This window comes from Streptomyces sp. NPDC002643, assembly GCF_053592555.1.
The window spans coordinates 1-19,039 of record NZ_JBSFVY010000042.1 but is presented as its reverse complement, the minus strand read 5'-3'; the positions used below and the strand labels follow the sequence as shown (position 1 = coordinate 19,039).

Below are 19,039 nucleotides of genomic sequence, written 5' to 3'. Positions count from 1 at the left end.
CCTGACCGGCAACCGGCATGCAGCAAGCAGCAACCGGCAAACCCCGGATGCCCCACCCCGCCGTCGTTCCTCGCCTACGCGAACCGGGCCGTCGCCCGCATCTGCACCCGCCCGGCGTTCCGTCCCGCCGACACCACGCCGCTGATCGCCAACCAACCGAAACGGCCGCAGGAACCGCCCCACCGCCAGGTACAGCACATCAATGCCCGCGCCCGCACCCGGACCGCACCCCCGCTCCCGTCACCCCACGCCGACACGGCTATAGGAACCGCGCCACCGGCACGGAGCGGGCATCAATGGCCGCGGCCGCCCCGGCCCGCCCCCCGCTCCCGTTACCCCGGTGCCCCCAGTTCCGCCCACACTGTCTTCCCGGCGGTCCCCGGTGTCCGTACGACCCCCCAGTCCAGGCACAGGCGTTGCACGATGAACATGCCGTGGCCGCCGGGGCGGCCGGCCCGGTGGGGGGTGCGGGGGGCGGGGTTTCCGGCGCCGTGGTCGGTGACCTCGATGCGCAGGACCTTGGTGTCGCAGCCGATCCACAACTCGGCCGGGCCCTCCGCATGGAGACACGCGTTGGTGACCAACTCGGACACCACCAGCAGTACGTCCTCGGCCGCCGCCCGCTGGTCGGCGGTGGCGGCCGGCAGCCAGCCCCACTCGTACAGCGCCTGCCGGGCGAAGTCACGGGCGAGCGGCACCACACCACTCTCGCCGTCGAAGCTCAGCCGGCGGGACCGGCGGCCGGCGGGCGGTGCTGCGGGCGGGTCCTCCCCGGGCGCCCCGGAAGCGCCGCCGACACCCGGTTCCGGGCCGCGGTCGCCCGGCGAGAAAGGCCGGGTGGTGCTCATCAGCGCTTCACCTCACCGATTCACCAGTTCACGATTCAGGACTCGTTCAACTCATCAAAGGTGCGGGACAAAGCCCCGCCGCACGTACTCTTCCGCGCCGTCATCCGTACTGCCATTCGACCGTCATTCGCTCTTCCGTCGTCACCGCCGGGCCCGTTCACCCTCGTCGGGGCCTTCCCGGGTCGCTTCCGGGGTCATCTCCCGCCCTTGCCCGACCCGTTCAGCATGTCTCCTGCCCGAGCGAACCGTCAGAACACCCACGTTTTCGGCACAGACCCTGTGACACGGGCAACCCGCCGGTCAGGGAGGGAATACGTCGTCGCGACCTAGTCGCCCAGCGCCGTGTCGAGGCCGTCATGGACGGTGAACACGGCCTCCGCCCCCGTGATCTCAAACACCCGGGCGACCGGCGGCAGCATTCCGGCGAGATGGACTCCGCCCCCCGCGGCCTCCGCCTTCAGACGGACGCCCAGCAGAACGTTGAGCCCGGTGGAGTCGCAGAACTCCAGTCGCGAGCAGTCCACCACCAGCCGTGCGAACCCCTGCTCCAGACAGTCCTCAAGTGGCTCACGCAACAGATCGGCGGTGTGGTGATCGAGTTCACCCGCCGGTGTCACTACGGCGCTGGCGCCCTGTTCCCGCACCTCGACCCGTAGTCGGCCCGACTGGGCGCTGCCGACCGTCCCACGGTCCATGCCGTCTCTCTCCCGACCGTCGCGACTGCTGACTGATGAGTATCGATGACTGATGAGTACCGATGAGTGTTGACTCGCTCTCGAACACTACGCCTTCCCCACACTCTCCGACACCCGAACAATCGCCTAGACCTGGACATTTCGCCACAGTACGCACTTGCGACGGGCTCTGAAAACCGGGTAGGGCTAGTAGGGACACCAATCGACACGGCCGGCTTCGGAGGCGCCGCACACCGCAGTACACGTATTGGCATCGGCGGCCATATGCCGAGAACGATGGAGGACATTCATGTCACCCCGGCTCGACGCATCGCATACCCAGAGGGCGACGTCGGCACCCTCTTCGGAAGGGACGCTGGACGATCTCGCCCACGACCCCGGCGACCCGCTCGCCGACCTTCCGGAGATCCCCCCGTACGACGAGGTGGGGCCGGTGGACGCCCGGGCCCTGTCCAAGACGCTCTTCGAGCGGCTGGAATCCCTCGAAGAGGGCACCCACGAATACTCGTACGTCCGCAACACGCTCGTCGAACTCAACCTCGCGCTGGTCAAGTTCGCCGCCTCCCGCTTCCGCTCACGCAGCGAGCCCATGGAGGACATCATCCAGGTCGGCACCATCGGCCTGATCAAGGCGATCGACCGCTTCGAACTCAGCAGGGGCGTCGAGTTCCCCACCTTCGCGATGCCGACCATCGTCGGCGAGATCAAGCGTTTCTTCCGTGACACCAGTTGGTCCGTGCGGGTCCCGCGCCGGCTCCAGGAGTTGCGGCTCGACCTGGCCAAGGCCGGTGACGAGCTGGCCCAGAAGCTCGATCGCGCGCCGACCGTGACGGAGCTGGCGGAGCGCCTCGGCCTCACCAACGACGAGGTCGTCGAGGGCATGGCCGCGTCGAACGCGTACACCGCCTCGTCACTGGACGCCCAGCCCGAGGAGGACGACTCCGAGGGCGCGCTCGCGGACCGGATCGGCTACGAGGACAACGGGATCGAGGGCATCGAGTACGTCGAGTCCTTGAAGCCGCTGATCGCCGAACTCCCCTCGCGCGACCGGAAGATCCTCTCCCTGCGCTTCGTCGCCAATATGACGCAGTCCGAGATCGGGGACGAACTCGGCATCTCCCAGATGCATGTCTCCCGGCTGCTGTCACGGACGTTGGTACGTCTACGCAAGGGTCTGACGGTCGAGGAGTAGTTCCTCTTACCTTCCGATCCCGAGCACGTAACCGCGCCGCACGCCGCGCGCCGCACGCCGAATGGCCCGGATGCGGCACATGCGTCGGCGGTGGTCGAAGTCGGCCGGGTACGGGCGGAGTTGAGAGACTTCGCCCGTACCCGGCCGAGCCGTTTGCGGGGTCCGGCGAAAATCGGCCGACGCTCTGTCCTGCGCACTTTCCGTCGCTTTCCGCTTACCGCCGGGAACCGCTTTCCTCACAGGTTTCCTTCCGCCACTATGGTCACGCGCCAAACTGTTCGGTACGTCATAGGGGCCGACGGGCGGACGCGGGGGGCGAGGAGGCAAGAGGATGGCTCGGGACGAGCGTCCCGGCGACGACGCTCCGTACACGGAGTCGTCCGACGCACGGCTGACCGCGTTGTTGAGGGGCGAGACCCCCATCGCGTATGCGGCACTGCGCGAGTTACGCGAACGCCACCATCCCTCGGTCCTCGCCTATGCGCGGCTGTGCACGATGAGCGAGACCGCCGCACGGCAGTTGGCCGGGGAGGTCTTCACCTTCGCGGCCAAGCAGATCGCGCGCGGCAACGAGCCGAGCGTCCCCTGGCGCCACCAACTCCTGCTGCTGACCGCCCGGTTGTCCGGTATACGGTCCGCCGAGGCCCCACCGCCGTCGCTGCTCCCGGCGTTCGAGTCCCTGCAGCCCCGTGACCAGGGCCTGATCTGGTACGGCATCGTCGAACGCGAACCCGACGACCGTACGGCCCGGCTGGTCGGCCTCGCCCCCGAGGACGTGCAGTTCAAGCAGGAACGGGCTCTCCTCGCCCTGCGCCAGGCCGGTCTGCGACTCCGCCTCGCCGCCTCCGAGGACCCCCGCTGCCAGGACTTCCGCCGCTTGATCGAGGAGTCCGTACGCCCCGACACCCCCCGGCACAGCCCGGATCTGCGGGACCACATGGCGCACTGCGTCCACTGCGCCGGCGCATACGACGAACTCCGCGCCGTCACCGACCATCCACGCGCCGCCCTGGCGGACGGACTCCTGCCGTGGGGCGGTACGACGTACGCCCGCGAGGAGCCGGGCGAGGCGGGCACGCCGGGTGAGTTGGGCGCGCCGGGTGCGCTTGGCGGACGGGACGGGCTCGGCGAGGCGGGTTGGCCGGGCGAGCTGGGTGGGCTGAGCGAGCCGGGCGAGGGAGTCGGCCGTGCGGTGCCGGAGGCGGATGGGGCGCCTGCTGGGCCGACGCCAAAGTCCAAGGCCAAGGCCAAGGCCAATACCGGTAGGGCCAAGACACCGACGAAGGCTCAGGGGGCGGCGAAGGCCAAGGGAACGGCCAAGGCCGAGGGGTTGTCCGGGGCCATGGGGCCTGCGGGGGCCACGGGAGGGGTTGAGGGGGCCAAGGGGCCGTCGGGGGGCAACTGGCCGGCGGGGGTCAGCGGACAGCCAGGGGTCAGCGGGCCGGCATTCGCCGCTGGGGAGTCCTGGACGGATTCGGAGGAGCTGGCGGGGCCGGGGACCGGGACGGCGGCGGTAACGGGGGCGCCACCAGGAACCAGGGCGCCGCGAGGAGCCGGGGCTTCGACCGGTGCCGAGGCATCGACGGGGTTCGGATCATCGATGGGGTCGGGAGCTGCGGCGGGGTTCGGAGCTTCGGCGGGCCCCGAGACCTCGGCGGACTTCGAGGCCCCGGCTGGATTCGGAGCATCAGCAGGGTCGGGAGCTGCGCCAGCGCCCAGAGCATCGGCGCGTCCCGAAGCCTCAGCTGACTTCGACGCTGCGGCCGGAATCGGGGCCGCGGCCGGGTTCGGGGCTGACGCGTCGGCTGACGTGGAGGCCACTCAGCGGCTGGAGACGCAGCGGCAGACCGAGGAGGCGTTGCTCCGGGCCGAGGATGCGCGGAAGGGGGCGTGGCCGGAGGCTCAACAGGGCGACTGGGAGGCCGCTGGGCAAGGGCCGTCGAGAGAGGACCCGCAGAGTTCCTGGGACGGGATGCCGGGCGGGAAGGCGGGACCGGGCAGGGGCCCGGGATCAGGCACAGGCGTAGGCATGGACCTGGAATCAGGCATGGGCATGGCCTCAGGGCCGGGCATGGGCCCGGGACCGGAGGACATGAACCTGGGGCCGAGCCTGGGCCCGGGGCCGGCCACCGGCATCGGCGCCGCAGCTGCCGCGGGCACCCGTACCGAGGCGCGGGCGGCGGCCGAGGGCGGCGTGGACGAAGGGCGGCCGGGGTCGCGTCGGCTGGTGCTGACGTCGGTGGCGCTGGGGGTGGCGTTGGCGCCCCTGCTGTTCGTCCTGGTGTTCTCGAACCGGGGTGACTCGTCCCAGGACTCGACGGATTCGGTGGGTACGCCGACGAGTCCACCGGCGGTGAGCGAGAGGCCGTCGCCCCCGGAGAGCCCCAGCCCGACCCCGACGCCGAGCCCTTCGGACGGCGAGCGGCCCTCGAAGCCGCCGAAGCCCCCGGCCAAGTCGCCCGAGCCACCGAAGGAGACCCCGTACCCCTCGGGAACGGCCGCGACGCCCTCCCTGCCCAACGGGCCGCTGCCGAACGGCTCCTACGCCCAGGTCGTGAACGTCGGCTCGGGTCTGTGCCTGGACATCCGGGGCGAGTTGGAGAAGGGCACCGACGTGGTCACGGCCACCTGCTCCTCCCGCGACACCCAGCGCTGGCGCTTCGACTCCCACCGGGATGTGCTGCAGTCGTTCGCCGATCCCGACCTGTGCCTGGACAGCCGGGGGGCGACCGACGACGGCGTGGGCATCTGGGAGTGCGACGCGGTCGAGAGCGAGAACGGCCAGAACCTGCGCTTCACCATCGACGCCCTGGGCCAGATCGTCCCGGACATCGCCCCCGACTTCGCGGTCACCCCGGACACCCTCGGCTCGGTCTCCTTCGCCAAGGCCAAGGAGAAGGACGGCCAACGCTGGAAAGCGGGAGGCAAGGCCCGCCGCGACTAGGGCCGGCCCGAGTCGGTCGGCCGGGGGCCGAGCGCCGGTGGGCAGCCCGAACCGGGGGCGCGTGTTCATCGGTCGGCCTTCTCAGTGCACCCGTACGCCCCTGCGCCACACCCCCGTGACCAGGGGTACGCCCGGGCGATAGGCCAGGTGGACATGGCTGGGAGCGTCCAGGAGCAGCAGGTCGGCGTACGCGCCCGGTGTGAGTCGGCCGATGTCGTCGCGGCGGAGCGCCCGCGCGCCCCCTGCCGTGGCCGACCAGACCGCCTCGTCCGGCGTCATCCGCATGTCCCGCACGGCGAGCGCGATACAGAACGGGACGGAGGACGTGAAGGACGAGCCCGGGTTGCAGTCGGTGGACAGGGCGACGGTGACCCCCGCGTCGAGGAGCCGCCGGGCGTCCGGCCACTTGGCACGGGTGGAGAACTCGGCACCGGGCAGCAACGTGGCGACCGTACGGCCGCTCGCCAGGGCGTCCACGTCGGCGTCGGTGAGATGGGTGCAGTGGTCGGCGCTGGCGGCGTCCAACTCGACGGCCAGTTGGACACCGGGGCCGTACGAGAGCTGGTTGGCGTGGACGCGCGGCTGCAGTCCCCTCGCCTTTCCGGCCGTCAGGATCGCCCGGGCCTGGTCGCCGTCGAAGGCGCCCCTCTCGCAGAAGACATCGATCCAACGGGCGTACGGGGCGCAGGCGTCGAGCATCTCGCCGGTGACGAGGGCCACATACTCCGAGGGACCAGCGGGGTCCTCGGCGTGGTCGGGGGGCACGATGTGGGCGCCGAGGTACGTCACCTCGTCCGTGTGCCGGGCGGCGATGCGCAGGGCGCGCGCCTCGTCCTCGACGGTCAGGCCGTAGCCGGACTTCGTCTCGAAGGTGGTCGTGCCCTGGCGGAGCGCCTCGCGGAGGTAACGGGTGAGGTTGGCCTCCAGTTCCCCGTCGGTGGCGGCGCGGGTGGCGGCGACGGTCGTACGGATGCCGCCCGCGCTGTAGGCCCGGCCGGACATCCGGGCGTTGAACTCGGCGGTCCGGTCGCCCGCGAAGACGAGGTGGGAGTGGGAGTCCACGAAGCCCGGGATGACCGCCCGGCCACCGGCGTCGACCCGATTGTCAGTGGCGGGTGCTTTGCTTTGATCACCGGTCCACGCGATGCGTTCACCGTCGATGACGACGGCCGCGTCCTGGATCAGTCCGAGGGGGGAACTGTCGCCGAGGGAGGGGTCGTTGGTGACCAGGACAGCGATGTTGGTGATGAGCGTGCTCGCGGTGCTCGCCGAGCTGGCGGGGCTGACGGTGGTCGGGCTGCTCATGGCGTCCTTGGTTGCCTGGTCGGCGGTCGGGTCGGGTTCGGGGTCGGGGTCGGGGTCGGGGTCGCGGGCGGCGGGGGACCGGCGGGCGGACGCGGGCCGTGTGCTCGTACGGCCCGCGCACGGTGTCGCCGTCATTCGCGCAGTGCGGCGACGGCGTCGGCGAGGGCCCGTGGCACATCCGGGACGAGTGAGTGCGCCCCGTCCCGTACGATCTGCCGCCCGCCCACGACCGTATGGCGCACATCCGCTGCCGACGCGGCGAATACCGTCGTCTCCGCGCCGAGCCGTGGAAGCGGCCCTGCCGTCCTGACCGAGTCGAGCGCGATCGTCGTGAAGTCGGCGAGCGCGCCGGGCTCCAAGGTGCCCGCGTCGTCCCAGCCGAGCGCCGCGTGTCCGTCGGCCGAGGCCGCCCGCAGCAGGGCGGCCGCCGTCCAGTGACCCCGTCTACGGGTGCGCAGCCGCTCGTTCAGCTCCATCGCGCGCGCCTCTTCGAGGAGGTCGATGACGGCGTGGCTGTCGGAGCCGAGGGAGAGCGGGGAGCCCGCCTTCTGGAGGGCGGCGGCGGGGCCGATGCCGTCGGCGAGGTCGCGTTCGGTGGTGGGGCACATACAGGTGCCGGTGCCGCTGTCGCCGATGAGGGCGATGTCGGTGTCGGTGAGATGGGTGTTGTGCACGCCCGTCGTCCTGGGACCCAACACCTCGTGATCGGCGAGGAGTTGAGCGGGCGTACACCCATGTGCCTCTTGGCAGGCGTCGTTCTCGGCCGTCTGTTCCGACAGATGCACATGCAGCGGGGCCCGCCGCTCCTCGGCCCACCGCGCCACGGTCGCCAACTGCGCGGCTGGCACGGCCCGTACGGAGTGCACGGCAGCACCGATCCGCACGTGATCCCGGTCCTTGAGAATTGAACAGCGTTCCGCCCAGGCCTCGGCCGTGCCGTCGGAGAAGCGGAGCTGGTGGTGGTCGGGGGCCTTCCCGAATCCGGAGGAGAGATAGGCGGCATCGAGGAGGGTGATCCGGATGCCCGCCTCGGCCGCGGCCGCGATCAGCGCCTCCCCCATGGCGTTGGGGTCGGCGTAGGGGGTGCCGCCGGGGGCGTGGTGCACATAGTGGAACTCGCCGACGGCGGTGATGCCGGCGAGGGCCATCTCGGCGTACACCGCCCGCGCGAGAGCGTGGTACGTGTCGGGGGTCAGCCGGTCCGCGACGCGGTACATGACCTCACGCCAGGTCCAGAAGGTGCCGCTGCCGACCTGGACGGTGCCGCGCAGGGCCCGGTGGAAGGCATGCGAGTGGGCGTTCGCCAACCCCGGCAGAGTGAGGCCCCGCAGGACGACGGCGCCGGGCGGCGGGGCGGGGGTGTCGGTGTGCGCGGCGGTGATACGACCGTCGGGCCCGGCGCCCGCGGTGGCCCCGCCGATGGAGTCCCCCGTGGCAGCCCCGGTGGACACGGTCAGGGTGACGCCCGGCTCGACGTTCGTGCCGAGCCAGGCGTGTTCGAGCCAGTAGGTCCTCTCCGTCACCTGCGGGCCAGCCCTTCCAGTACATCGGCGAGCGCGGTCACCCCGGCGAGGCAGTCGTCCTCGGCGGCGTGTTCGGCCGGGGAGTGCGAGACGCCCGTGGGGTTGCGCACGAACAGCATGGCGGTCGGGACGCTCCCGGAGAGAATCCCGGCGTCGTGTCCGGCCCCGGTCCCGAGGACGGGCACCTTGAGGTCGGTCTCCCGCCCCAGGATGCGGCCGATCTCGTCCCGCAGGGCGTGCTCGAACTCGACGACGGGGGTGAAGGACTCGCGTACGACGTCGAGTTCGACGCCGGCCGCCTCGGCGAAGTCGCGGGCCGCGCCCTCGATGGCGCCGACGACGGTGTCGAGGGTCTTCTGGTCCTCGGCGCGGGAGTCGAGCCAGCCGCGTACGAGGGAGGGGATGGCGTTGACGCCGTTGGGTTCGACGGCGATCTTCCCGAAGGTGGCGACGGCCCCGGCGAGCCGTGCCTCGCGACGGGCGGCGAGCACGGTCTCGGCGTACGACAGCATGGGGTCGCGGCGGTCGACGAGTCGGGTCGTTCCGGCGTGGTTGGCCTCGCCCCGGAAGTCGAACCGCCACCGCCCGTGCGGCCAGATGGCGCTGGCGATGCCCACGGCGTCCCCGGACAGATCGAGTGCCCGCCCCTGCTCGACATGCAGTTCGACGAAGGCGCCGATGCGGGCGAGCCGTTCCGGATCGGGGCCGATCCTCTCCGGGTCGTATCCGGCGGCTTCCATGGCCTGCGGCAGAGTGACCCCGTCGCCGTCGGTCAGCCGATGGGCCTGCTCGACGGTGAGCCGCCCGGCGGCGAGCCGGGACCCGACGCAGGCCAGCCCGAACCGGGCGCCCTCCTCGTCCCCGAAGTTGACGATGCCGAGCGGCCTGTCGAACCGCGCCCCCCGGGCCCGCAGTTCATCGAGCGCGGCGAAGGAGGACACGACACCGAGGGGCCCGTCGAAGGCTCCGCCATCGGGCACCGAGTCGAGATGAGACCCGGTGACAACGGCGTCCCCGGCCTCGGGGTCCCCCAGCCAGGCCCACTGATTCCCGTTCCGGTCGACCTCATAGCCCAGCCCACGACTCCGCGCCTGCCGCTCGAACCAGCCCCGGCATTCGACATCGGCGGATGTCCAGGCGAACCGCCGATAGCCACGGGAGTCGGGATGCAGACCAATAGGCCGAAGCTCCCGCCACATCTCATGAAAGGAGGCCCCACCGGTGAAGGGCGGAGCCGCCTCGGCCGGCCCCCTCTGCAAGCACTCGGCCCGCACAAGCCGCGGGCCATCATCGACTCCCGCACCCCGCACAGGCTGTGAACCTTCCGCCCCCACACGCCGCAAACCACCACCGGCTCCCACACCCCCCAAAGGCTGTGAACCTTCCACCCCCACAGGCCGCAAACCACCACCGGCTCCCACACCCCCCAAAGGCTGTGAACCTTCCGCCCCCACAGGCCGCGGGCCGCCGTCGGCTCCGGCACCCCGTACAGGCTGTGGGCAGTCGTTCCGCAGGGCGGAACGGGTGGGCACAGCCGCACCCGCAGTCGGCGACGACACACCAGCCCCCACCGGAGAGTTGCCGTCACGCCCACCCTGACCGGGGGTCACGCCTCTCCCCCCTCACGCATCGGCACCCGAACCCCCCGCTCGTCCGCAACGGCCTCCGCGATGTCGTACCCGGCGTCGACATGCCGGATCACGCCCATCCCCGGGTCATTGGTGAGCACCCGGCGGATCTTCTCGCCGCCCAGTGCCGTGCCGTCGGCGACCGTCACCTGCCCCGCGTGGATGGACCGCCCCATCCCCACACCACCCCCGTGATGAAGCGAGACCCAGGACGCCCCGGAGGCGACATTGACCATGGCATTGAGCAGCGGCCAGTCGGCGATCGCGTCGGAGCCGTCGAGCATGGCCTCGGTCTCACGGTACGGAGAGGCCACCGACCCGCAGTCGAGATGGTCACGGCCGATGGCGAGCGGCGCCGCCAACTCCCCGCTCGCGACCATGTCGTTGAACCGCTCGCCGGCCTTGTCCCGCTCCCCGTAGCCGAGCCAGCAGATACGGGCGGGCAGCCCCTGGAAGTGGACCCGCTCCCCCGCCATCCTGATCCACCGGTGGAGGGACTCGTTCTCCGGGAACAGTTCCAGGATCGCGCGGTCGGTCTTGGCGATGTCGGCGGGGTCGCCGGAGAGGGCCGCCCAGCGGAAGGGGCCCTTGCCCTCGCAGAACAGTGGCCGGATATAGGCGGGGACGAACCCGGGAAAGGCGAACGCGCGCTCGTATCCGGCGAGTTGTGCCTCGCCGCGGATGGAGTTGCCGTAGTCGAAGACCTCGGCGCCGGCGTCGAGGAAGCCGACCATGGCCTCGACGTGCTTGGCCATGGACTCACGGGCCCGGGTGGTGAAGCTGGCGGGGTCCTTGGCGGCGTAGGAAGCCATGTCGTCGAAGTCGACGCCGAGCGGCAGATACGCCAGGGGGTCGTGGGCCGAGGTCTGGTCGGTGACGATGTCGACGGGGGCGCCCATGGCGAGGAGTTGGGGGACGAGTTCGGCGGCGTTGCCGAGGACGCCGATGGAGAGGGGCCGACGGGCGTCCCGGGCCTCGACGGCCAGCTGGAGGGCGTGGTCGAGGGAGTCGGCCCGCACATCCAAGTACCGGTGCTCGATACGGCGTTCGATGGCGCGGGGGTCGCAGTCGATACAGAGGGCGACGCCGTCGTTCATGGTGACGGCGAGGGGCTGGGCGCCACCCATGCCGCCGAGTCCGGCGGTGAGGGTGATCGTCCCGGCGAGGGTGCCGCCGAAGCGCTTCGCGGCGACCGCGGCGAATGTCTCGTAGGTGCCCTGGAGGATGCCCTGGGTGCCGATGTAGATCCAGGAGCCGGCGGTCATCTGGCCGTACATGGTCAGGCCGAGCTGTTCGAGGCGGCGGAACTCCTCCCAGGTGGCCCAGTCGCCGACGAGGTTGGAGTTGGCGATGAGGACGCGCGGGGCCCACTCATGGGTCTGCATGACGCCGACGGGGCGGCCGGACTGGACGAGCATCGTCTCGTCCTGCTTGAGGGTCTTCAGGGTGCGGACCATGGCGTCGAAGGAGCGCCAGTCGCGGGCGGCCTTGCCCGTGCCGCCGTAGACGACGAGCTTGTCGGGGTGCTCGGCGACCTCGGGGTCGAGGTTGTTCTGCAGCATGCGCAGGGCGGCCTCCTGCTGCCAGCCCAGGGCGTTCAGTTCCGTACCGCGCGGCGCTCGAACCCCACTGGGGGGCGGCCCGTAGGGCCTCGGTCGAGGGTGGTGGCGGGAGACGGGCGGGCGGGGTCCTGACATTCGGGGTCTGCCTCCTCGCTATACAGCAACTATTCATATCCTCGCTTTGTGAATAGAACTAGTCAATACACCATTACGGCCAGCATCGGCGTGCCGCGGGTGTTTGGCTGGAGACACTGGCCCTATGGGCCCGGCAGACGACAGGACAACGGGGGACGAGATGGGGGACATGACCAACGGGACCGGCGGGGAAAGGCCCGCCGCCCGGCCGGCGGGGGCGCGCGGGGAGCGGCCGACCCGGCGGACCGAGGCGGGCGGGGAGCGCGCGCCCCGACCCGAGGGGCCCCTCGCGCGGGGGCGGGGCGAGACGGAGGGCGAGCGCACGCTGCGACTGTTCGACAGCGACGACGACCGGGCGGCGCGGCGGGACGACGCCGTGCGGGCGGCCGTGGAACAGGGACTGCTCGGGCCGGGGACACCGATCGTGGGGCTCCTCGATGTGACGGGCATCCGGGCGTCGGCGGCGGCGCTGCGGCGGGCCTTCGACGAGGTGACGGCGCCCGGTACTCCCGTACTGCACGCGTTCGCGGTGAAGGCGACACCGCTGGTGCCGGTACTGCGGCTGCTGCGGGAGGCGGGCATCGGCGCGGAGGTGGCGAGCCCCGGGGAGCTGGCGCTCGCGCGGGCGGCCGGGATGTCGCCGCGACAGACGGTGCTGGACTCGCCCGCGAAGACCCCGGCGGAGTTGCGTGAGGCGCTGGCGCTGGGCATCGCGGTCAACGCGGACAATCCGCAGGAGCTGGACCGCATCGACGCGCTGGTGAAGTCGGCCACCACCCGGTCCCCGCTCGGTATCCGGGTGAACCCGCAGGTGGGCGGCGGTGCGATCGAGGCGCTGTCGACGGCGACGGCCACATCCAAGTTCGGGGTGGCGCTGCGGGACGAGGGCGCCCGGGAGTGGGTCGTCCGGGCGTATCTGGACCGGCCCTGGCTGTCCCGGCTGCATGCGCACACCGGGTCGCAGGGGATGCCGTTGACGCTGATGATCCGGGGAATCACGGAGGTCTACGAACTGGCCGAGGAGATCAACCGGCGGGCCGGGCGGCGGCAGGTCGACACGATCGACATCGGCGGCGGGCTGCCGGTGAACTTCGCGACGGAGGCGGCGACCCCGACATACGCGCAGTACGCGCGGCTGCTGGCGGAGGCGGTGCCGGGGCTGGTCGGGGGACGGTACGGGCTGGTCACCGAGTTCGGCCGGTCACTGCTGGCGAAGCACGGGACGGTGCTGGCGCGGGTGGAGTACACGAAGTACGCCGGGGGGCGGCCGATCGCGGTCACGCACGCCGGGGTGCAGGTCGCGACGCGGACGGTGTACGCGCCGGGCTCCTGGCCGCTGCGGGTCGTGGGGTACGACACCAAGGGCCGTGTGAAGGAGGGCCCGGCGGTGGTGCAGGACGTGGCAGGGCCGGCGTGCTTCGCGGGGGATCTGCTGGCCGAGGGACGGGCGTTGCCCCTGCTGGAGCCCGGGGATCATGTGGCCGCGCTCGACACCGGGGCGTATTACTTCGCGCATCACTACGCGTACAACTCGCTGCCGCGACCGGCTGTTTACGGGTTCGCCGAGGGCGAGGGCGGGGTGCGCTTCGCTGTGGTTCGGGAGGCGCAGACGATGGGGGAGATCGCGGCCGAGGCGGGCGGGGGGAATCGGAGTTCGCTTTTGGGGTTGTGAGGACACGAGGGCACCCGGAAGTCACATGTGCTCCCCTTCGCACTCCCCTGGCGCCCCCCGGAAGGATTAGTACCCGGCGTCGCGTCCTTGCCGCTTGTCGCGGTTCGCGTACATAGGCCCACCTCAGCGCGCCGCCGGGCTTACCCGGCCCCAAGACGACCGCAAACCAGGCAAGTCGACCCACCTTAGTCGGCCCCCGGCATGTTCCGCTGGAAAATGCCAGAACGCTCACTCCTCGCGCACACGTTGCGTAGCGTCTGCGTCACTCAGCCGAACCGCAGGCGGGAGGGGAGCCACGGTGCCCGGAATCGACGAGTGTCTGGTGGAGGCCATGAGGCTGCCCGGTGCCCTGGGCGCCTCGGTGGTCGACTGGACCAGCGGACTTGCGCTGGGCACGGTCGGGGAGGCACCCGGCGGTGACCATGAGACGACCGCGGCGGAGGCGGCGGAGCTGGCCCGGATCGCCGCGGAGCACCGGGCGTTCGCGCCGGAGGAGGGTTCCGACTGGTCCGGCGCGGGTCTGCCGGTCGAGGACCTGATCGTCAGCAACCGGGACACATACCACGTACTGCGGTTCGTACGGACGACGTTCGACAGCAGCGTCTTCCTGCATCTGTGGCTGGCCCGGACCGACGGCAATCTCGCGCTGGCCCGCATCCGACTGGGCGAGATGGCGGGACGGCTGGTGCTGGCATGACCGTGACCACCGTGACCACCACCCGCCCGCCGAGGCTGCCGATGCGCGAGAGCGCGCCCCGTCACACCGTCTCCCCGATGCTGGAGCGGCTCGCCGCCGAGCGGGCCACCGGAGTACTGCTGCGCGAGTCCGGCGCGCTGTATCTATCCGACGGGCAGGTCGTGCACGCGGAGAGCCCCCGCTCACCAGGCCTCGACGTCCTGCTCACCACCGGCGGCATCCTCGACCACGACGGCTGGCGGGAGGCGGTCGACACGGCCGGGGCGGGGCTGCGGGTCGGACGGTTCCTCGTGGACAGCGGCCGGGTCTCGCGGGGCGCGCTGGAGTTGTGTCACGCCGGGGCGCTGTTCGACGCGGCGTACTTCGTGCTCGGGCCGAGCCGGGCGCCGGCCAGGTTCCGTTACGGGGCCGCGCACTGGCTGGGGCCGATAAGGCCGGTGCCGGTGGCCGCGGTGGAGCGGGAGGCGTCGCGGCGACGCGATCTGCTGCACCGCATCTGGCCCGATCCGGCGACGGACGACGCCCCGCTGATCAGGGCGGCCAGTCCGACCACCCCGCCGGTGCCGGCCCGGCAGGAAGCCGTGTTGGGCCAGGTCAACGGGTTTCGCACCGCCGCCGACATCTCGCTCGCCCTTGGCCGCCCCGCCTTCCACACCCTGGTCGACATCCGCCGGCTCGCGGCGGCGGGGCTGATAGCGACGGCACCGGAGCAGAGCGGAGGCAGCCCTCCGGCGACCTCGCCGCCCCCGGACCTCCCGCGCCGTCCGGCCTGCGGATCACCGGCCCCCACGGACCCGGCGGGCACGACCGGACCCCCGCCCGGCGACATGGCTCCGGCTCCCGCCGCCGCCTCGCCGTTCGACGTGACCGACCCCGACATCGCCCTACTGCAAAGGCTCAGGGATGCGCTGGAGGCCCTTTGAGCGGCAGCGGAACCGTCCCGCCGAGAGGAGACCACTCATGGCCGCGGAGGCCGAAGTCCTCGACGAACTGCACCGGTTGAGGGCCCGAATACCCCAGTTGACCGGCGCGCTCGCGGCCAGCGTGGACGGGCTCGTACTCGCCCACGACACCCCGGGCGTCGAGGCGGAGGGCCTGGCCGCACTCACCGCCGCCGCCCTGGGCGTGGCCGTACGCATGACCGACGCCACCGGCAGGGGCGACCTCCGCGAACTGCTGCTGCGCGGCGAGAACGGCTATGTGGCGACCTACGCGGCGGGCTCCTCCGCCGTACTGACGCTGCTGGCCCAGGACCGGGTCAACGTCGGCCGCCTCCATCTGGAGGGCCGCCGCGCCGGCACCCGCATCGGCGCGCTGGTGGACGCCGCGCCCCGCCTCGCGGCCGACGCGGCCGCCACCAGGACCCTCACCAGGAAACCGGCCAGATCCATGGCCCAGACCACGAGCCCGAAGACGAACGCGAGCCCGAACACGGACACGGACACGGACAGCAACGCGCACGTGGATGCCCAGGCCGACGCAAACGCCAATGACCGTAGGGCGACGAACCCCACGGCAGCCGCTCCCACGGCGGCCGCTCCCACGACCGGCTCCCAGACCCCCGCCAAGGCCACCGTCCGGTCCACCCCGCCGCGCCGCACCCCGCGCGCGACCCTTCCCCGCACCAGCCCACGAACCACACCCAACACCCGTACCACCACCGAGAGTTGAAGGGACACCACACCATGGCGAACACCGAGACCGCGCTGAAAGAGGCCCTCGCGTCGATCGAGGGCGCGACCGGCGCCGCCCTCGTCGACTACACGAGCGGCATGGCCCTCGGCACGATCGGCGGCAGCAAGGGGCTCGATCTCACCGTCGCCGCCGCGGGCAACACCGATGTGGTCCGCGCCAAGCTGCGCACCATGGAGCACCTCGGCCTCAAGGGCGACATCGAGGACATCCTGATCACCCTGTCCGACCAGTACCACCTGATCCGGTTGCTCACCGGCCGCGGCGGCAACGGCCTCTTCCTCTACCTGGTCCTCGACTCCAAGCGGGCCAACCTGGCCATGGCCAGGCATCAGCTGAAGAAGATCGAGGCGGAGTTGGAGGTGTAGGGACGCGGGCACACCCGTAGCCACAGGCACACGGCGGCGCGCGCCTCCCCGGGCGCGCCGCCAAGGCCTGCCCCTGCCCCACACGAGCACCGGTCCGCCCCTCGGTTACCGTGGCCGCCTCGGCCCGAGAAGGGGCGGTAAGGAGCGGTGAAGAAGAAGTGGCTGTGCGCGGAGCGGTACGGGGGACGGTGCTCGCCCAGGTGGCGTTGGTGGCCGGGGTGTTGACGGGTTGCTCGGAGTCGTCGGGGTCGACGGGGTCCGCAGGGGCGGCGGACGGCGGGGACGCCCAGCCGTCGGCGACCGCGGGCGAGACCGCGGCGGAGGGTTCCGGAAAGGCGGCGGAGGGTTCCGGAGAGGCGGGGAAGGTCGCCGCGAAGGGCGGCAGTGTCGGTGCAAACGGTTCCGCCTGCGCATTGCCGGTCGTCTTCGACACGGCCGCGAAGTGGCGGCCGGAGGCCGTCGACACCGAGGTGGCCGGTGGCGACGAGACCGCCCAGGAACTGGCCGACGCGCTGCTCCGCCAGGGCCCGTTCACGGCGGCGTGCGAGATCGACGCCAAGCCCGCCGGGAACATCGGCTTCATCCGGGTGTGGACCGGCGAGGCCGGGGCGGCGGACGGGGACGCCGAGGCACTGCTGAAGGAGTTCGTGGCGGCCCAGGGCGACACCAGCGAGGCGAAGTACAGCGACTTCTCGTCCGACGCCGAGGTCAGCGGCACCGAGGTCGAGTACCTCTACACGAGCGAGGCGCTGGAGGAGACGAAGAAGGAGCGGGCGTTCATCACGGTCACGTCCAAGGGCCCCGTGGTGGTCCATCTCGGCGGCTTCGACACCCAGGAACACGAGGAAATGCGGCCGGCGTACGAACTCGCCAAGCGCTCCCTGCGCACCTCGTGAGTGCGCGACGGCCCTCTCGAACGGCGCACCCTGCGCGCCCCTTGAGCCCCGCGAGCCCCACCCGCGCCCCGTGAGCCGTTCACGTGCCCCCGAACCTCTGATGAAGCTCTGAGAATCGGTTGCGAACGCATCCATGGCCCAGGGCAGGGCAGGACTCCCCCGGACGGACAACCGTCGGATCACCGATCGGGGGAGGTTCTCTTGTCCACCACCGAAACCACCACCGGGGCATCGACACCGGCCGAGGAGACGGGCCTGAAGCGGGTGCTCGGCCCCAAGTTGCTGATCCTCTTCGTGATCGGTGACATCCTCGGCACCGGCATCTACGCGACGACCGGCAAGGTCGCGGGCAAGGTCGGCGGTGCGCTCTGGCTGCCGTTCGTCATCGGGTTCGTCGTGGCGATCCTGACGGCGGCGTCGTACGTCGAACTCGTCGGCAAGTACCCGAAGGCGGCCGGGGCGGCCCTCTACACCCAGAAGGCGTTCAAGCTGCCCTTCGTCACCTTCATCGTCGCGTTCATGGTGATGTGCTCGGGCCTGTCGTCCGCGAGCGCCGCGGCCCGCGCCTTCAGCGGCGACTACCTGAGCGAGCTGACGAACGGCGCCCTGCCGCCCACCCTCATCGCCATCACCTTCATCGTCCTGCTGGCCGCGCTGAACCTGAGGGGCGTCTCCGAGTCGGTCAAGGCGAACGTCGTCCTCACCCTCGTCGAGCTGACCGGTCTGCTGATCATCCTGACGATCGGGGCGTGGGCGGTGCTCAGCGGTGACGGAGAGCCGTCCAGGCTCACCGAGTTCGAGGCGAGCGGGACGGGCTACGCCCTGATCACCAGCGTCCTCGGCGCCACCGCCCTCGGCTTCTTCGCCTTCGTCGGCTTCGAGGACTCCGTCAACATGGCCGAGGAGACGAAGGACCCCGTCAGGACGTTCCCCCGCGCGATCTTCATCGGTGTGGCGGTGACGGGCACGATCTACGTCCTGGTCGCGCTGGTCTCGTCCCTCCTCGTCGACCACAAGACGCTGGCGGGCTCCACCGGGCCGCTGCTCGAAGTGGTGAAGGCCGGCGGGGTCGACTTCCCGCACAAGCTGTTCGCCCTGATCGCCCTGTTCGCGGTCACCAACTCCGCGCTGATCAACATCATGATGGCCTCCCGCCTGTGCTACGGCATGGCCAACGAACGCATCCTGCCGCGCGGTATGGCCCGCGTCCTGCCGCGCCGCCGCACCCCCGTCGTGGGCATCGCCTTCGTGACCCTCCTCGCGATCGGCCTGGTCTCCACCGGCGAGATCGAGGGTCTCGGCGACACGACGGCGTTTCTGCTGCTGTGTGTGTTCGCCGTGGTCAACATCGCGGTACTGGTCCTGCGCCGAGACCCGGTCGACCACGACCACTTCCGTACGCCGACGATCCTGCCGGTGCTCGGCGCGATCACGGCCCTGATCCTGGCGAGTCCTTTGGCGGACCGCCCGGCCGACGTGTACATCCGCGCGGGGGTCCTGCTGGCGATCGGGATCGGGTTGTGGGCGATCAACAAGGTGGTACTGAAGGTGAGGGGCGAGGTCTGAGCGGGGGGCGCCCAATGGGTTGGGGGGACCGGGTGAGTCGGCGAGTGCGGGTGGGTGGGGGCTGGTCGCGCAGTTCCCCGCGCCCCTGAAAAAGCGGGCTGCGCCCCGGCTTTTTCAGCGCGCTTCGGTGGCTCTATGGACAACGGCCACTCGGACCGATGAAAAGCCGGGGCGCAGCCCCTGGCTTTTCAGGGGCGCGGGGAACTGCGCGACCAGCGCCCCCCCCCCCCCCCCCCCCCCCCCCCCCCCCCCCCCCCCCCCCCGAATAAAGCCCCCACGGGGACGGAGGGGAGACAACCGTGTGCTAGTGGGGGGT

The 19,039-nt window shown here is 71.4% G+C and carries 15 protein-coding genes; 9 read left to right on the top strand and 6 right to left on the bottom strand.

Features of this window, described 5'->3' with window-relative positions:
- Positions 1-332: 332 nt before the first annotated feature.
- On the bottom strand, positions 333-848 hold the full coding sequence (locus ACWD4G_RS39620; RefSeq protein WP_451302485.1) for an ATP-binding protein: 516 nt from the start codon (positions 846-848) through the stop codon (positions 333-335).
- A gap of 326 nt (positions 849-1,174) precedes the next feature.
- Positions 1,175-1,543 (bottom strand): STAS domain-containing protein, encoded by a 369-nt coding sequence (locus tag ACWD4G_RS39615; RefSeq protein ID WP_451302483.1) that lies wholly within the window; start codon positions 1,541-1,543, stop codon positions 1,175-1,177.
- Between the two features lie 289 nt (positions 1,544-1,832).
- On the opposite strand from ACWD4G_RS39615, the gene ACWD4G_RS39610 reads away from it, so the two are divergent.
- Together ACWD4G_RS39610 and ACWD4G_RS39605 are read left to right on the top strand one after the other, a co-directional pair.
- Positions 1,833-2,735 (top strand): RNA polymerase sigma factor SigF, encoded by a 903-nt coding sequence (locus tag ACWD4G_RS39610; RefSeq protein WP_451302481.1) that lies wholly within the window; start codon positions 1,833-1,835, stop codon positions 2,733-2,735.
- 331 nt (positions 2,736-3,066) lie between these two features.
- Positions 3,067-5,679, top strand: coding sequence for a ricin-type beta-trefoil lectin domain protein (locus ACWD4G_RS39605; protein WP_451302479.1), 2,613 nt, complete (start codon positions 3,067-3,069; stop codon positions 5,677-5,679).
- 81 nt (positions 5,680-5,760) lie between these two features.
- Here the strand turns inward: ACWD4G_RS39605 and hutI are convergent, their stop codons facing one another.
- From hutI to hutU, 4 genes are all read right to left on the bottom strand, one after another.
- Positions 5,761-7,119, bottom strand: a complete 1,359-nt coding sequence (hutI, locus tag ACWD4G_RS39600; RefSeq protein ID WP_451302477.1) for an imidazolonepropionase — start codon at positions 7,117-7,119, stop codon at positions 5,761-5,763.
- Positions 7,116-8,507 carry a formimidoylglutamate deiminase gene (locus tag ACWD4G_RS39595; protein WP_451302475.1) on the bottom strand — a complete coding sequence of 464 codons (1,392 nt, stop codon included), beginning with the start codon at positions 8,505-8,507 and terminating at the stop codon, positions 7,116-7,118. The genes hutI and ACWD4G_RS39595 overlap by 4 nt, the downstream gene beginning before the upstream one ends.
- The gene (locus ACWD4G_RS39590; RefSeq protein WP_451302473.1) at positions 8,504-9,706 is read right to left on the bottom strand and encodes an allantoate amidohydrolase; all 1,203 of its coding nucleotides are present in this window, start codon (positions 9,704-9,706) and stop codon (positions 8,504-8,506) included. The genes ACWD4G_RS39595 and ACWD4G_RS39590 overlap by 4 nt, the downstream gene beginning before the upstream one ends.
- A 407-nt stretch (positions 9,707-10,113) precedes the next feature.
- The gene (gene hutU / locus ACWD4G_RS39585) at positions 10,114-11,832 is read right to left on the bottom strand and encodes a urocanate hydratase (protein WP_451302471.1); all 1,719 of its coding nucleotides are present in this window, start codon (positions 11,830-11,832) and stop codon (positions 10,114-10,116) included.
- A 160-nt stretch (positions 11,833-11,992) separates the two neighbouring features.
- On the opposite strand from hutU, the gene ACWD4G_RS39580 reads away from it, so the two are divergent.
- The 7 genes from ACWD4G_RS39580 (at position 11,993) to ACWD4G_RS39550 (ending at position 18,723) form a co-directional block, all read left to right on the top strand.
- Positions 11,993-13,504: a diaminopimelate decarboxylase gene (locus ACWD4G_RS39580; protein WP_451302564.1), complete on the top strand. Its 1,512-nt coding sequence runs from the start codon at positions 11,993-11,995 to the stop codon at positions 13,502-13,504.
- A 298-nt stretch (positions 13,505-13,802) separates the two neighbouring features.
- Entirely contained in the window at positions 13,803-14,201 is a 399-nt protein-coding gene (locus ACWD4G_RS39575) for a hypothetical protein (protein WP_451302469.1), read from the top strand.
- Positions 14,198-15,124, top strand: a complete 927-nt coding sequence (locus tag ACWD4G_RS39570) for a hypothetical protein (protein ID WP_451302467.1) — start codon at positions 14,198-14,200, stop codon at positions 15,122-15,124. The genes ACWD4G_RS39575 and ACWD4G_RS39570 overlap by 4 nt, the downstream gene beginning before the upstream one ends.
- A gap of 37 nt (positions 15,125-15,161) precedes the next feature.
- Complete coding sequence (locus ACWD4G_RS39565; protein ID WP_451302465.1) at positions 15,162-15,872, top strand: roadblock/LC7 domain-containing protein; 711 nt, start codon at positions 15,162-15,164, stop codon at positions 15,870-15,872.
- A gap of 14 nt (positions 15,873-15,886) precedes the next feature.
- Positions 15,887-16,261 (top strand): hypothetical protein, encoded by a 375-nt coding sequence (locus tag ACWD4G_RS39560; RefSeq protein WP_451302463.1) that lies wholly within the window; start codon positions 15,887-15,889, stop codon positions 16,259-16,261.
- Positions 16,262-16,419: 158 nt separating this feature from the next.
- On the top strand, positions 16,420-17,157 hold the full coding sequence (locus tag ACWD4G_RS39555) for a lipoprotein (protein WP_451302461.1): 738 nt from the start codon (positions 16,420-16,422) through the stop codon (positions 17,155-17,157).
- 201 nt (positions 17,158-17,358) lie between these two features.
- Positions 17,359-18,723: an APC family permease gene (locus ACWD4G_RS39550; protein ID WP_451302459.1), complete on the top strand. Its 1,365-nt coding sequence runs from the start codon at positions 17,359-17,361 to the stop codon at positions 18,721-18,723.
- The last annotated feature ends 316 nt before the right edge of the window (positions 18,724-19,039 follow it).